The 14422-nt window shown below is 70.3% G+C and carries 15 protein-coding genes; 7 read left to right on the forward strand and 8 right to left on the reverse strand.

Annotated features, from left to right (window positions below; genetic code table 11):
- Positions 1 to 369 precede the first annotated feature (369 nt).
- Positions 370 to 558, forward strand: coding sequence for a hypothetical protein (locus BM362_RS35375; RefSeq protein WP_009081303.1), 189 nt, complete (start codon positions 370 to 372; stop codon positions 556 to 558).
- A gap of 64 nt (positions 559 to 622) precedes the next feature.
- Here the strand turns inward: BM362_RS35375 and BM362_RS35380 are convergent, their stop codons facing one another.
- The 3 genes from BM362_RS35380 to BM362_RS35390 are packed head-to-tail and all read right to left on the reverse strand — an operon-like array spanning position 623 to position 3631.
- Entirely contained in the window at positions 623 to 2212 is a 1590-nt protein-coding gene (locus BM362_RS35380) for a glycoside hydrolase family 13 protein (protein WP_067594394.1), read from the reverse strand.
- Positions 2212 to 2601 (reverse strand): globin, encoded by a 390-nt coding sequence (locus BM362_RS35385; protein ID WP_369806064.1) that lies wholly within the window; start codon positions 2599 to 2601, stop codon positions 2212 to 2214. The genes BM362_RS35380 and BM362_RS35385 overlap by 1 nt, the downstream gene beginning before the upstream one ends.
- Positions 2602 to 2629: 28 nt before the next feature.
- Positions 2630 to 3631, reverse strand: coding sequence for a mechanosensitive ion channel family protein (locus tag BM362_RS35390; protein ID WP_067594391.1), 1002 nt, complete (start codon positions 3629 to 3631; stop codon positions 2630 to 2632).
- 452 nt (positions 3632 to 4083) lie between these two features.
- Here BM362_RS35390 and BM362_RS50385 point away from each other — a divergent pair, with 452 nt between their 5' ends.
- On the forward strand, positions 4084 to 4536 hold the full coding sequence (locus tag BM362_RS50385) for an HNH endonuclease (protein WP_051171840.1): 453 nt from the start codon (positions 4084 to 4086) through the stop codon (positions 4534 to 4536).
- Between the two features lie 100 nt (positions 4537 to 4636).
- On the opposite strand, the gene BM362_RS50805 is transcribed toward BM362_RS50385, so the two are convergent.
- Positions 4637 to 4900, reverse strand: a complete 264-nt coding sequence (locus BM362_RS50805) for a hypothetical protein (RefSeq protein WP_244287393.1) — start codon at positions 4898 to 4900, stop codon at positions 4637 to 4639.
- Between the two features lie 466 nt (positions 4901 to 5366).
- Between BM362_RS50805 and ctaJ the strand changes: the two genes are divergently transcribed.
- Positions 5367 to 5621 carry an aa3-type cytochrome oxidase subunit CtaJ gene (ctaJ, locus tag BM362_RS35405; RefSeq protein WP_037814055.1) on the forward strand — a complete coding sequence of 85 codons (255 nt, stop codon included), beginning with the start codon at positions 5367 to 5369 and terminating at the stop codon, positions 5619 to 5621.
- Positions 5608 to 6090 carry a DUF5130 family protein gene (locus BM362_RS35410; RefSeq protein ID WP_093576118.1) on the forward strand — a complete coding sequence of 161 codons (483 nt, stop codon included), beginning with the start codon at positions 5608 to 5610 and terminating at the stop codon, positions 6088 to 6090. Before ctaJ ends, BM362_RS35410 begins: the two co-directional genes overlap by 14 nt.
- 494 nt (positions 6091 to 6584) lie before the next feature.
- Here the strand turns inward: BM362_RS35410 and pepN are convergent, their stop codons facing one another.
- Positions 6585 to 9152 carry an aminopeptidase N gene (gene pepN / locus BM362_RS35415; protein ID WP_093576200.1) on the reverse strand — a complete coding sequence of 856 codons (2568 nt, stop codon included), beginning with the start codon at positions 9150 to 9152 and terminating at the stop codon, positions 6585 to 6587.
- A gap of 176 nt (positions 9153 to 9328) precedes the next feature.
- Here pepN and BM362_RS35420 point away from each other — a divergent pair, with 176 nt between their 5' ends.
- Entirely contained in the window at positions 9329 to 9949 is a 621-nt protein-coding gene (locus BM362_RS35420) for a mycothiol-dependent nitroreductase Rv2466c family protein (RefSeq protein WP_067584614.1), read from the forward strand.
- Positions 9950 to 9991: 42 nt separating this feature from the next.
- On the opposite strand, the gene BM362_RS35425 is transcribed toward BM362_RS35420, so the two are convergent.
- Complete coding sequence (locus BM362_RS35425) at positions 9992 to 10783, reverse strand: MBL fold metallo-hydrolase (protein WP_093576119.1); 792 nt, start codon at positions 10781 to 10783, stop codon at positions 9992 to 9994.
- Complete coding sequence (locus tag BM362_RS35430; RefSeq protein ID WP_067584620.1) at positions 10780 to 11517, reverse strand: 2-phosphosulfolactate phosphatase; 738 nt, start codon at positions 11515 to 11517, stop codon at positions 10780 to 10782. The genes BM362_RS35425 and BM362_RS35430 overlap by 4 nt, the downstream gene beginning before the upstream one ends.
- 44 nt (positions 11518 to 11561) lie before the next feature.
- Between BM362_RS35430 and BM362_RS35435 the strand changes: the two genes are divergently transcribed.
- Entirely contained in the window at positions 11562 to 12035 is a 474-nt protein-coding gene (locus tag BM362_RS35435; protein WP_067584623.1) for a ribose-5-phosphate isomerase, read from the forward strand.
- Positions 12035 to 12844 (forward strand): Fpg/Nei family DNA glycosylase, encoded by an 810-nt coding sequence (locus tag BM362_RS35440; RefSeq protein ID WP_093576120.1) that lies wholly within the window; start codon positions 12035 to 12037, stop codon positions 12842 to 12844. The genes BM362_RS35435 and BM362_RS35440 overlap by 1 nt, the downstream gene beginning before the upstream one ends.
- A gap of 645 nt (positions 12845 to 13489) precedes the next feature.
- Here the strand turns inward: BM362_RS35440 and BM362_RS35445 are convergent.
- Complete coding sequence (locus BM362_RS35445) at positions 13490 to 14302, reverse strand: hypothetical protein (RefSeq protein WP_067584629.1); 813 nt, start codon at positions 14300 to 14302, stop codon at positions 13490 to 13492.
- Positions 14303 to 14422: the final 120 nt, after the last annotated feature.

Here is a 14422-nt window from a genome sequence, read left to right on the forward strand (position 1 = left end):
TCACAACAGATGCCACCTCGGCATCCGGGCCTGGCAACCGACGGTGTGCCTTCCGGAAAGAGAAACACCACGCCCGCTACATCTTGCGAGCGTGGCTGCGGGACGTACCCACCGCACGAACACAAAACACGACCGTCGTCAGTAAAGCACGCCCAGGCCGGTCTCACCAGGGCTGTCGCCCGGCGTGTCCACTGTGGACGCGGTCCCGCGCGCGGGTGGGACGGGCTCGCGGGCAGGTCGGGGGCGGGGAGTAGCGTCAACAGGGTCGAGAAGTCTCATCGTGCGCCGGCGTTCGAGCCGGCGTCGTCCCCGGCGGGTCCGCCGCATGCGGTGCCGCCGGTGGCCCCTTCCACCTCGACGAGGAGCGACATGCGCTCGGAACGACGTCCGCTGTCCGCCGAAACCAGTGAATTCGCCCGTGCCCGGGTGTCCGCCGAACAGGACCTGCGCGTCCAGCAGGAGCACGCTGCCCGCACCGTTGCCGGACACGCGCACGACGTCGACGACCTGCGGGGATTGCTCGCCATGCTCGGCCTGGAGGCGGGTGCCCGCGTCTGACCTGGCCGGGCCGGGCCGCGGGCGTCGCCGCCTGCGGTCCGGCCCGCCCGAGCCGGGCTGAGCTTCACCCGAGCCAGGCGGCCGAATCCGGAGCGAGCCTGCCGTCCACCAGCGGGCTGCTGGTGAGCAGCACCTCTCCCGGCGGCAGGGCGATCGAGCTGGCCGAGGTGTTCAGCGCGCAGATCAGGCCGTCCCGGCCGCGGCGGAACGCGAAGCAGCCCGCGGGCGCGCCGAACCACTGCAGCTCGTCGCCGCCGCGGAACGCCGGATGATGTTTCCGCAGCTCCACCGCGCGCCGGTACAGCGACAGCGTCGATTCCGGTTCCTCCAGCTGCCGCTCCACGGTGAGCGCCGCCCAGTCCGCGGGCATCGGCAGCCAGGTCTGCGCGGTGCGCGAAAACCCGTACGGCGGGAGCGTGCCCTCCCAGGGCAGCGGCACGCGTTCGCCGTCGCGGCTGAACTCCGGGCCCTGCGAGCGGGCGCGCGGGTCGGTCATCGCCTCAAGCGGCAGATCGGCGTTCGGCAGGCCCAGCTCCTCGCCCTGGTACAGATAGACCGCGCCGGGCAGGGCGAGTTCCACCAGCGCCATCGCACGCGCCCGGCGGACCCCGGCCGCGCCGCCGCCGTAGCGGCTCGCCGCGCGCCAGACGTCGTGGTTGGACAGCGTCCAGGTCGCCGGTGCGCCCGCCGAACGCGGCACCGCCAGCGAGCGTTCGATCGACGTGCGCAGGGCGTCCGCGTCGAAATGGGTGAGCACCAGGCGGAAGTTGAACGCCAGATGAAGCTCGTCCGGCCGCAGGTAGCGGGCCAGCCGCTCCTCGTCCTGCACCCAGATCTCGCCGACGGCCATCGCGTCCGGGTACTCGTCGAGCACCTTGCGGATCAGCTGGTGCACCTCGTGCACGCCGTCGTCGTCGAAGCGCGGGTCGCCGGGCGCGCCGCCGCCGTGCGCGGGCGTGCCCGGGTCCATGCCGGGCAGCCCGGCGGGTTTGGCCATCCCGTGCGCGACGTCGATCCGGAACCCGTCCACGCCCCGGTCGAGCCAGAACCGCAGGGTGCGTTCGAGGTCGGCGCGGACGTCCGGATTGGCCCAGTTCAGGTCCGGCTGCTGCGGCGCGAACAGGTGCAGGTACCACTGCCCGTCCGGCACCCGCGTCCACGCCGGGCCGCCGAACACGCTGACCCAGTTGTTGGGCGGCTCCGCCCCGCCGGGACCGCGGCCGTCGCGGAAGTGGTAGCGCTCTCGTTCCGGGCTGCCCGGCCCGGCGGCCAGCGCGGACTTGAACCACGCGTGCTGGTTGCTCGTGTGGTTCGGCACGACGTCCACGGTGACCCGGATGCCGCGCCGGTGCGCCTCGGTGAGCAGCACGTCGAAGTCGCCGAGGGTGCCGAACATCGGGTCGACGCCGCGCGGGTCGGCGACGTCGTAGCCGTGGTCGGCCATCGGCGAGGGGTAGAACGGCGTCAGCCACAGCGCGTCGACGCCCAGCAGCTCCAGGTAGCCGAGCTTGCTGCGGACGCCCTCCAGATCGCCGATGCCGTCCTCGCCCGAATCGGCGAACGACCGCACGTAGATCTCGTAGAACACCGCGTCCGACCACCACGACGGCCGCGGCGGGCGCTCCGGCCGCCGTCCCGCGACCCCGCGTCTCATCAGACGAAGCTGTTCATCATGCTGTGCGCGGCCATTTCCAGGTACGCCCACAGCTGGCTGAGGTAGGGCTCGGGCAGGTTCTCCTCGTCGATCGCGATCCGGATGCAGCGCAGCCAGGCGTCGCGCTCGATCGGGCCGATCTTGAACGGCGCGTGCCGCATCCGCAGCCGCGGGTGGCCGCGCTGGTCGGAGTAGGTGTGCGGACCGCCCCAGTACTGGATGAGGAACAGCCGGAACCGTTCCTCCGCCGGGCCGAGGTCCTCCTCCGGGTAGAGCGGGCGCAGCACCTCGTCGCGGGCCACTTCCTCGTAGAACCGCTTGATGATCCGGCGGAAGGTCGGCTCGCCGCCCACCGCCTCGTACAGGTTCGCCGGTTCCGGCTCGCTCACAGTCGACACACCTCCATCTTGCCCTGCCTCAGCTCCGCGGCGCGCCGGACTGTTTGTCTTGCATCGACGACAGCAGCCTGCCGAGCGGCGGTTCGAAACCGGCCTCCTCCAGCGCGCCGAGCAGCTGCCCGCGCAGCTTCCGCTGGACTGCCCACTGCTTGCCCGGTCGCACCTTGACCGTCAGGCGCACCATGATGCCCTCCGGCGTGACCTGTTCGACGCCGAGCATCTCCGGCGGCTCCAGCACGTTCGCCGAGAGCGCGTCGGCTTCGACCGCCTTCGTGGCGGCGCCGCTGAGCACCTCGGTGGCCTTGTCGACGTCCGCGGAGTAGCTCAGCGGGACGTCCACCACGGCGTAGGCGAAGCCCTGGCTGGAGTTGCCGACGCGCAGCACCTCGCCGTTGCGGACGTACCAGACGGTGCCCTTGAGGTCGCGCAGGGTGGTGATGCGCAGGCCGACCGCCTCCACGGTCCCGGTGGCCTCGCCGACGTCCACGACGTCGCCGACGCCGTATTGGTCCTCGATCATCATGAACATCCCGGAAAGGAAGTCCTTGACCAGATTCTGCGCGCCGAACCCGAGCGCGACGCCGACGATCCCGGCCGAGGCGATGATCGGGGCCAGGTCGATGCCCAGTTCGCCCAGCACGAGGATGAACGCGAGGCCGTAGATCAGGAACGTCGCCATCGATTTCAGCACCGAGCCGATCGTCTTGGCGCGCTGCCTGCGGCGCTCCACCACGGCGGACCCGAGCATCTCCGGCGCGCGCTCGCGCAGCGGTCTCAACAGCGACGGGATCTTGCCGTCGCTGCCCGAGGCCGGAAGCGTCGTGACCCGCTCGATCAACCGCTTGGTGAGATAGCGCACCACGAAGGCGATGACGAGGATCATGATGATCTTGAGCGGCTTCGTGACGAGCCAGCCCGCCGACGCGGCGAGCCACTCGTTGTGCGTGACCGAATAGATCTGGGCGCACCACGACCCGGTTTCGGAGATGCAGCTGGGCGGAGCGCTGAGCACGGCATTCACTGGCTGATTGGTCCTTCCTTCGCGGCGCGGCCGCTCGATTGAGGGTGGTAGCTGGGCTTTTTCGGTTCTGGTCCCGGCAGCGGGCAGGCGGCCGCGGGGTGGCCGCCGGGTCGCGGGTATGTGACACGTCACAGAACACGCGTGCGCGGGGGCCCTGATGTGTGGTCGACTATGCCTGCACCGGTGGAGGTGGTCGAGTGCCAGACCGACAACCCGTCCCCCTCGGCGGCGCCGGCCAAGCCATGGCCGAGCTGCCGCCGGAGGCGATCCTGCGTGCCTGCCCGGGAGGGTCCGCATCCGGCGGCTCCGTCCCGTCCGGGCCGGGGACCCGTCCAGGGGGAGCTTCCCGTCCGCCCGGACAGCGTAGAGCCCGCGATCCGGGAGCCCCGGCATGGGGCCGTCGCAGGGTCCTCCTGCTCAACGCCACTTTCGAGCCGCTGACCGCGGTGCCCATGCGGCGCGCGGTGGTGCTCGTCATGTGCGGCAAGGCGGAGGTCGTCCACGGCGATCCGGGCGGCGTCGAACTGCACGCCGCGACGGTGTCGCTGCCCGTTCCCTCGGTGATCCGGCTCAGCACGTACGTGCGGGTGCCCTACCGGGCGCAGGTGCCGCTCACCCGGGCCGGGCTGATGCACCGCGACCGGCACCGCTGCGCCTACTGCGGCGGGCGCGCGGAGACTATCGATCACGTCGTCCCGCGCAGCAAGGGAGGACCGCACAGCTGGACCAACTGCGTCGCCTGCTGCGCGAAATGCAACCACCGCAAGGCCGACCGGCTCCTGTCGGAGATCGGCTGGCGGCTGCGCGTGGTCCCCCGCGCCCCGCACGGCCCGCACTGGCGGCTGCTGGCGCATTCCACAGAGGCCGACCCGCTGTGGCGGCCGTATCTCGGCTCGGCGGCCTAGCCGCCCGGCTCCGGAGACGCCGGCGCCCCGGCTGCCTGTGCGGCGGCCGGGGCGAGCCGATGGGTCGTGCTCGACGTCTCTGTTCCGGTGCTGGCTGTGCTCAGGCGGCGAGGCTGTAGTCGGCCTGGCAGGTGACGCGGGTGCCCATCGTGACCCGGGTGCCGCAGGTGACGCGGGTGCCTGCCGTGACGCGGGTGCCTGCCGTGACGCGCGTGCCCCGGGTGACGCGGGTTCCGCGCGTGACGCGGGTGCCCATCGTGACGCGGGTGCCCATCGTGACGCGGGTGCCCATCGTGACGCGAGTTCCGGCCGTGACGCGGGTCCCGCGGGTAACGCGGGTTCCCCTGGTGACTCGAGTTCCCATGGTGACCCGGGTACCCATTGTCACGCGAGTGCCCGCGGTGACCCGGGTTCCGCGGGTGACTTGAGTGCCCCGCGTAACCCTGGTGCCGGAGGTGACCCGCGTTCCGGGCACGAATCCGGTCTCGCTGGGTGACGAAATGGTCTCGGTGATCGCCTGAGCGGGGGGCTGGACGCTCTGCATGAGGTGTCCTCCTGGGACCGGTGCGTGACGGGCTGGGGCTGGGGAGGCGGGCGCAAGGCCCGTACAGGTGAAAAAGCTACGAGGATTTCACGGTTCGGACAAGCAGGTATCGCCCGGTACGGCCGCCTGTACGGCGAGTTGCCATCTTTCGGCCCGCAGCCCTTCGCCCCAACGTTCCAGTGGTCGCGGGCCAAGCGGCGGACGGCGCCTCAGCGACGACGAACGGTCGCCCCCGGTCGCCGGTGTCGCGCGGTGGCTGCCGGAGGCATCCGATACGCTCACCGGCGTGAACGTTGTCGAGACGATCCTGGTCTACGCGGTCATCCCCGGGGCCATTTACTTCGTGGTCGGCGCCGCGACCTTGCGGAAGAAGTTCTCGGGGACGCCGCGGTACCGGCCGGGGCAGCCGTGGGAATACCCCGCGATGTGGTGGACCGCCAACCCGGACGGCGTAGGAGCCGGCCACGGCCCGGCGGTTGACGTGAATGCGGCGCCCGCGGGCGCTTCGACGGCCGCAGGAGGCGCTCGTGGCAAGTGGTGAGGTGACCCGGACCGCGGTCGCGGAAAAGGACCTGGCCTTCGGCGAGGTCATCACCAACAGCGGCAGGCTGTCCGCGGCGAAGATGTACGAGCCCGCGGCCCCCACGAGCCCGTTCACGGTGCAGCAGCTCGCCCGTCTTGACGAGGCCCTGACCTTCGCGACGCGCGAAACCGGCCTCGGCTTCAGCATCTATCTCGGCGACCTGGGCGAAGACACCCGCGCCGGCGCGGAAAAGCTGCACGCCGCCACCGACGACCCCTCGAACGCGGTGCTGCTCGGCGTTTCCCCCGCCCAGCGCGCGATCGAGATCGTCACCGGCGAGCGCGCCCACTCGCGCCTGCCCGACCGCGGCGCGAACCTGGCCGTGGCGAGCATGGTGGCTTCCTTCAAGGAAGGCGATCTGACCGGTGGCCTGGTCAACGCCCTGCGCATGCTGAGCGACCAGGCGGGCCCCGCCCCGAAGCACTGACCCGCAAACGCCAAGAGCCGTCCCGCTGGCAGCGGGACGGCTCTTCTACGTTCGGACCCCCGCCGTCAGTGAGGGCCACCCTCATTGACTCTGATTCCCTCAGGGTTCCCCTCACGACCCGCCGCCGTACGTGAGGGGCACCGTCACGTACTTGGGTTCCCCCAAGGGGTCCTTCACGGACCACCCGCCCGGCCTGGGCCGCGGCCGCCGGGGATGCCGCCTCAATGTGGCATTGGGTGCGTGGGACGCACCGAACGTCACATCAGGGCACCAGGCCCCGCCCGGGAACGGCAGCCGGTGCGCCCGACCGTCGAGGCGCCCAGCCCTGGCCCTTGCGCCCCGATACGAAGCCTCTCTGCGGTTCGGGGGTGCTTGTCAAGGCATCTTTCCCGCCTGGGCAAGCACCCCCGAACCGTCAGCACACTCAAGCTTCGGGGTGCCCCACGCAACCACCGACCACGAACAAAACCGCAGCCGATGGCCGAAGCACCAACTCAGGCCTGACTGTCAAAGTCCCGAGCAGCCAACGCCCGGACAATCCCCGCCCGCCCCTCAGAGACCAGCCGCCGCAACGCGGCCGGGTGATCCCCTTCGAGCCATTCATCCGAAGCATTCACCGTCGCAGGCTCAACCGCCCACGACGGATACAACCCGATCGCCGTAGGCTGCGCCCGCTCACTGGACCGCCGGGCCCAAACATCGTCGATAACCTCGAAGTACCGCTCGATGTACTCCCCGAGCAAATGCTTCTGCCCCGGATGCGAGAACCCAGAAATCAACGCATCACTGACGGCATTCGGGATCTCGTCATCGTAAATAGCCCGCTGCCAGGTATCAGCCTTGGCCTCAGCAGTCGGCTGCAGTGCGCGCGAACGCTCCGCGTGACGCCGCCCGGCAGCAGTGTCGTCGCGCTGCTGTTCGGCATTGATCTCAGACTCGCCGGCCTTGCCGTGTGCCACCAACGCCTGCAGCAATCGCCAGCGCAGATCGGTGTCGACGGTCAGCCCCGGCAACGGCGCGGACCCGTCCAGCCACCCAGCGATCTCCGCCAGAATCTCCTCGCTCAGCACGCCACCGGCCAGCGAGTTCACAAACGCCAGCTGGTGGTCCGACCCGGCCTCCGCGGTCCGGGCCAGCTCCAGCAACCGCCCGCTCAACGCAGGCCACCCCTCCGCAGCGGCCCACTTCTGGTCCGCATAAGAGTTGAGCGCAGTCTGCGCCTGCAGCAGCAACCGCTGTACCACGCCGACCTCGCTCTCGGCGTGAATCCCGCGCGCCACCAGCGTCACGAAGTCGCGAGCCTTCAGTTCGGCCTCGCGCGTCATCTCCCAGGCCGCCGACCAGCACAGCGTGCGCGGCAGCGATTCGGTGATGTCGCCGATCCGGTCGATCAGCGTGGTCAGCGACGCCGGGTCCAGCCGCATCCGGCAGTAGGTCAGGTCGTCGTCGTTGACCAGCACGAGCTTGCCCGCGGCCTGGCCGGCCAGGTCCGGGACCTCGGTGCGCTCGCCGGTGACGTCCAGTTCGACGCGGCGGGTGCGGACGATCTTGCCGTCGCCGTCCTCGTTGTACACGCCGACCGCGACGCGGTGCGTGCGCAGTTCGCCGGCACCCGGCTTCGCGCCGGTCTGCACGACGGCGAACGACGCGAAGGTGCCGTCGGCGGCGATCTCGTAGCGCGGGCTGAGCGAGTTGAGGCCAGTGGTCTCCAGCCATTCCGCGCTCCACCACGACAGGTCGCGGCCGGAGGCCTCTTCCAGCGCCGCCAGCAGGTCGGCCAGCGTGGCGTTGCCCCACGCGTGCTTGCCGAAGTACACCTTCAGGCCGTCGAGGAAGTGCTCGATGCCCACGTAGGACACCAGCTGCTTCAGCACGCTCGCGCCCTTGGCGTAGGTGATGCCGTCGAAGTTGACCTCGACCGCGTGCAGGTCGACGATGTCGGCCGCGATCGGGTGCGTCGAGGGCAGCTGGTCCTGCCGGTAGGCCCAGGACTTCTCGATGTTCGCGAAGCTGGTCCAGGCGTTCTTGTACTCGGTCGCCTCGGCCTGGGCGAACACGCTCGCGAAGGTCGCGAACGACTCGTTCAGCCACAGGTCGTCCCACCAGCGCATGGTGACCAGGTCGCCGAACCACATGTGCGCCATCTCGTGCAGCAGCGTCTCGGCGCGCCGCTCGTAGGCGTAGCGGGTGACGCGGCTGCGGAAGACGTAGTCCTCAAGGAAGGTGACCGCGCCGGCGTTCTCCATCGCGCCCGCGTTGAACTCCGGCACGAACAGCTGGTCGTACTTGGAGAACGGGTACGGGGTGCCGAACTTCTCGTGGTAGAAGGCGAAACCCTGCTTGGTTTCGACGAACAGCCGCTCCGCGTCCATGTGCTCGGCGAGCGACGCGCGGCAGTAGATGCCGAGCGGGATGGTGCGGTGCTTGTCGCGGAACTCGTCGGTCCATTCCGCGTACGGGCCCGCGACGAGCGCCACCAGGTAGGTGGAGATGCGCTCGGATTCGGCGAACTGCGTGCGGCGCGCGCCGTCCTCGGTGTCCTCGGCGCTTTCGACGAGCGCGTTGGAAACGACCTTCCAATCGCGCGGGGCGTGCACCGCGAGCCGGTAGACGGACTTGAGGTCCGGCTGGTCGAAGCAGGCGAACATGCGTTTTGCGTCAGCGGTTTCGAACTGCGTGTAGAGGTACACGCCGTCGTCGACCGGGTCGACGAACCGGTGCAGGCCCTCGCCGGTGTTCATGTAGCGGCAGTCCGCGGTGACGACGAGTTCGTTCTCCGCGGCAAGGCCGGGCAGCGCGATGCCCTTTTCCTCGACGTAGCCGCTGACGTCGAGCTCAGTGCCGTTCAGCACGGCGGAGCGGACGCCTTCGGCGACGAGGTCGATCCACGACGCTTCGCCGGGACGGCTGCTGGAGAACCGCACCGTGGCGGTGGAGCGGAACGTCTTCTCCCCGGGACGGCCGCTGCCGTCGGTCAGGTCCAGCTCGATGTCGTAGGACGACACGTCCAGCAGGCCGGAGCGCTGCTTGGCTTCGTCACGCGTCAGGTTGGGGGCGGGCACGGGCACCTCTGGTCTTCGGATCCGGTGGGCACGACGTTCAGCATCCAATCATGACGCGCCCGGAAGGGGCGACCAGGGAACAATGCGGAGGGGCCGCCGCGTTGCCTCGCAGTGCGGGGGTTCGCCCCGCCCTCGGCGCGCGCCGGGGAGCAGCCTCGCCGAGGAGCCCGTGAAAAATGACTGACTCGTCCCAGCCCACCACGGTGGACTTCTACTTCGACCCGATCTGCCCGTTCGCGTGGATCTCGTCGCGGTGGATCCTGGAAGTCGAGAAGCACCGCGAGCTGGACCTGACCTTCCGGGTGATGAGCCTTTCGGTGCTGAACGAAGGCCGCGAAGACCTGCCCGAGCGGTACCAGGAGCTGCTGAGCGAGGGCTGGGCTCCGGTCCGCGTCGCGACCGCGCTGGCGCAGACCCGGGGCCAGGAAGCCGTGCGCGACTTCTACACCGAGTTCGGCACTCGCTACCACAACCAGCACAACGAGGACCGCAAGCTCGTCATCAAGGAGGCGCTGGCCGCGATCGGCGCCCCGGCCGAACTCGCCGAGGCGGGCGAATCGACCGAGTACGACGAGGCGCTGCGCAAGAGCCACCACGAGGGCATGGACCCGGTCGGCATGGACGTCGGCACGCCGACCATCCACGTCAACGGGAGCGCGTTCTTCGGCCCGGTGCTGTCGTCGATCCCGCGGGGCGAGGACGCGCTGAAGGTGTTCGACGGCGCGGTCGCGCTGGCCAGCTACCCGGACTTCTTCGAGCTGAAGCGCACCCGGACCGGCGAGCTGAACTTCGACTGACCCGTCGTGGGTGTTTATGCCGGTTCTAACCGGCATAAACACTCACGAGAACCCCAGTGCCGCCCTGGTGACTTCTTCCGGATACGGCGAGCTGCGCAACGCCTCCTCACGCGACGCCCCGCGCGCCTTCAGCTCATGCAGGCGCAGCAGCCCACCCCGATGTGTCCGCACGAACGCCGCATCCACCGGGTCGCCGTGCCCGGGCACCACGACGCGCGGTTCGAGCGCGAGCAGCGCGTCCATCGCCGCGGCCCACGCGTCGAGCTGGTCGTCCGGGCCGAATGAGTACGCGGTGAAGCCGTGCGGGCCGTGCTCCACGACGTCGCCCGCGAAGACGACTTCGGCGTCCGGCACGTGCACCAGAAGGTCGTGGTCGGTGTGCGCGGGGCCCGGGTGCACGAGGGTGACGGTGCGGCCGCCGAGGTCGAGTTCGGCGCGGTCCTCGACCAGCCGGTCCGGCGGCATGAGCCCGGTGCGCTCGATGGCGCCGGCGATGTCGGGCTTGCCCTCTTCGCGGTAATGGGCGGCCCAGGTTTGTTTGTCCGCTTCGCCGTTCTTCAGCATCGCGCGCAGGCAGCCGGGGTGGGCCCAGACGTCGCACGGCAGGAACGGCGTGGTGCCGAAGGCGTGGTCGAAATGCGCGTGCGTGTAGACGACCGACCACGGCAGCTCGGTCAGCTCGCGGACCGCGGCGGCGAATTCGGCGCCCTGGTCGACGTCGCCGCGAGTGTCGATCACCAGGCATTGCTCCTGGCCGAGCACCAAGCCGGTGGTGAGGTCCAGCTCGTCGTACCGGCGGGCGAAAACCCGGTCGGCCACCTCGGTCCAGCTCATGGCCCCTCCAGAATTCCGCGTGACAGCCTCGCCACGCTATCGCTGACGTCGTGCTGCGCGGCGAGAATTACGTCGGTTCCGTGGCCGGTCGCGGCGAGTTCCCGGCCGGAGGTGCAGCCGCGCAGCGCGGCCGGTACGTCGGTGGCCGCGCAGGCAGCCGCCGAGAGCGCGGCTTCGGCGGACCGCGAGCCGGTCAGCGCACTGACGATCGCGCCCGCGCCGAGCTGGTCCTCGACGCACGGCCGCAGCGGACCGGATTCCGCGCCTTCTCCGAACATGTCCACACCCCAGCGTTCCCCGGCGGGAATGACGCCGATCGGCTGCCCGGCGGCGATTTCTTCGGCTTTCGCCGCGGTCGCCGACGCATTCCGCAGGCAACCGGCCAATACGTGCGCGCCGGTTTTCGCCGCGGCCGCGCAGAGCGTCGCACCATTGGGGGAGGGGAGAGCGAGCAGAGTGCCGGACGGGATCTCCGTCACAGAAGACGGCCGGAGCGTCCATTCCCCTTCGCCCGCGACCACTGCGCCCGCTCCGCGCGCCTCGGCGATCCCGCGTTCGTCGCGCCATCGCACCGGCAGCACGCGGCCGCCGCGGCTGACGACGAGATCCGTTGTGGTGCTGAAAGAAAGCACGTCCACGATGATCAGCACGGCGCATTCCCGGCCGAGGATTCCGACGCCTTCGGCGCCCCATTCGAGTCGCACGTCCGCGCCGTGCTGCGCTGCGATGTCCACCCCCGGAGCATGCCGGGTCGGCGGCGAGATGGCACACTCCCGCTGTGCGCGTCTACTTGGGATCCGACCATGCCGGTTTCGAGCTGAAGAACCACCTTGTCCGCCACCTCGGCGAACAGGGGCACGAGGTGACCGACATCGGCCCGTTCGTCTACGACGCGGCCGACGACTACCCGGCGTTCTGCGTCGAAACCGCGCGTCGCGTGGCCGCCGACGAGGGCAGCCTCGGGATCGTCATCGGCGGGTCCGGCAACGGCGAGCAGATCGCCGCCAACAAGGTGCCGGGCATCCGCGCCGGGCTCGGCTGGAGCGTCGAAACCGCGCAGCTGACCCGGCAGCACAACCACGCCCAGGTGCTGGGCGTCGGTGCCCGCATGCACTCGGAGGAGCAGGCGACCGAGATCGTCGACGCGTTCCTGGCCACGCCGGTCGACCCGGACGAACGCCACGCGCGGCGCGTGCGCCAGCTGCTCGACTACGAGCGCACCGGCACCCCGCCCGCCCTGCCGGAGGCCTGATGCCCGAGGGGCACACGCTCCATCGGCTGGCCCGTCTCCACCAACGCCGGTACGCCGGCGGACCGGTCGGGCTCAGCAGCCCGCAGGGCCGGTTCGCCGCGGAGGCGGAGAAACTCGACGGGCAGGTGCTCGTTTCCGCTGAGGCGTACGGGAAGCACCTGTTCCACAACTACGGTCCGGCGGGGACAGTCCATGTCCACTTAGGTCTGTACGGCACGTTCGGCGAGGCGGAGCTGCCGGAGACCGAGCCGGTCGGCCAGGTGCGGATGCGGCTCGTCGGCCGCACCCACTGGACTGATCTGCGCGGCCCGACCCGGTGCGAACTGCTGGATCCGACGCAGGTCGACGCGATCAAGGCCCGCCTCGGTCCGGACCCGCTGCGCCGCGACGCGAAGCCGGACCGGGCGTGGGAGCGGATTTCGCGCTCTCGCACGACGATCGCCGCGTTGCTGATGGATCAGGCTGTGCTGGCCGGAGTCGGGAACGTCTATCGCGCGGAAGTGCTGTTCCGGCACGGGATTTCGCCGATGATTCCGGGGCGTTCGCTCGATCGGGCGCTGTGGGCGGACCTGTGGGCGGACCTGGTGACGCTGATGCGCGCCGGGGTCCGGGCCGGGCGGATCGACACGGTCGCGCCCGAGCATCTGCCCGCGGCGATGGGGCGGGCTCCCCGGGAGGATCGGCACGGGGGCGAGGTTTACGTCTACCGGCGGGCCGGGATGCCGTGTTTGGTGTGCGGGACGCCGGTGGCGCAGAAGGAATTGGCCGCGCGGAATCTTTATTGGTGCCCTACCTGCCAGCCTGCTTGAGCACGGCGGAGCTGGCCTCGCGCGCTTGAGCCGGGTTCGCCGAGGGCGGGTCGCCGCGCCCCAACGTGGCATCGGGTGCATCGCACGCACCCAATGCCACATCGGTTGCGCTGCACGCACCCAATGCCGCATCGGGGTTTTCTCAGCAGCGGGCGAAGTGGCGAGCGTGCGCGACGTTGTCCCTGGTCGATGGGCCCGGTCCACCCAGTGCGGACGTTCGTGAGGGCCACCCTCATGGACTCTGATTCCCTCAGGGTTTCCCTCACGGACCTCAGCGGGGGAGCGGAGAGAGTCCTGCGGCCGCGCACGAAACCTCATTGGGTCGCTCAGTAGCTTTCGTCCGGGGCACCGCGGCGATGCGCAGCACTGGCTGGGCCCGCGATGAGCCCCGCAGAAGTCCGTGAAGGGCTCTTTGAAGGAACCTAATTCCCTCAAGAGCCCTCCACGGACTTCCACAGCGCCGGACCGGGCCCGGCGGTTGGAAGGGCCCCGCACGCCGTCGGCACTGCGGCCCTCACGGGCGAAGGTCCGGTCGAGAGCACATCCGTCCGGTCTAGTACGCGGCAGCCGAGGCTCGTCCGCGAGAGGGCAGGACGAAGGCCCCGCGGCAAGCCTGCCACGGGGCCTTCACCGGGGGGTCGCCGGTCAGAAGTCGAAGCCGCCGCCGTCGAACCCTCCGCCATCGAAGCCTCCGCCGTCGAAACCGCCGCCGAAGTCCTGGCTTCCGTCGAACCCGCCGCCGTCAAAGCCTCCGCCGTCGAAGCCGCCGTCCGCTCCGTCCATGCCGCCGGTGTCCAAGGCGTCCGCCTGGCCCGCGTCGTAGCCGGATTCCCAGGCCGAGGCGCTGGCGATGCCGCCCATGCCGGAGAACATGGCGCTGAACAGGAACATCGAGCCGAGGCCCCACGCGCCCGCCACGAGCGCGGGCTTCCACCACGGCTCGCTGTACCAGCCTTGCGGCACCGGGCGTCCCGCGACGCGGCCGCCGGGGTAGTAGTACGGCGTGTCCTGGCCGGGGTCGGGCGAGGCGGCGTAGCGCTGGCCTTCGACGTCCACCTCGCGGTGTTCGGTGACCTTGCCCGCGCGTTCGCGTTCGGCCTCGTCCGGCAGTGCCGGGCCGGGGTCCATGCCCATCGCCACGCGCGCGGCGCGCACGTAGTACAGGCCCTCGACGGCGGTTTCCTTCACCAGCCGGGCCTGTTCGACCGTCTTGGCCTGCTCCAGCTGCGAACCGGCGGCGTTGTAGCGCTCGCTCGCGTCGGCCATCGCCTGCTGGGAGGCGGTGTCCGTGCCGGTGATGCTGAGGACCTGGCCGCCGAGGCGTTCGACGAGGCGGCGCGCGTCGGCCTTCGCGTCGTCGAGCTGGCTCTGCCTGGTCGCGGCCTGCTTCCTGGACAGGTACAACCCGCCTCCGACGATGACGACGACCAGCACGATCAGGAGGATCGCGGTGCCCATGGGTCACTCCGTGTCTCGATCTGCGCGACGGCCGGGCAGCCGTCTCTGAAACGGACAACGCGGACTGTGCGCGGAGAGTTCCCGGCGGCGCCTCCGATCGAGCGGTGGCCGATAAAACTA

It is taken from the genome of Amycolatopsis rubida (genome assembly GCF_900115345.1).
Classification (GTDB): Bacteria; Actinomycetota; Actinomycetes; order Mycobacteriales; family Pseudonocardiaceae; genus Amycolatopsis; species Amycolatopsis rubida.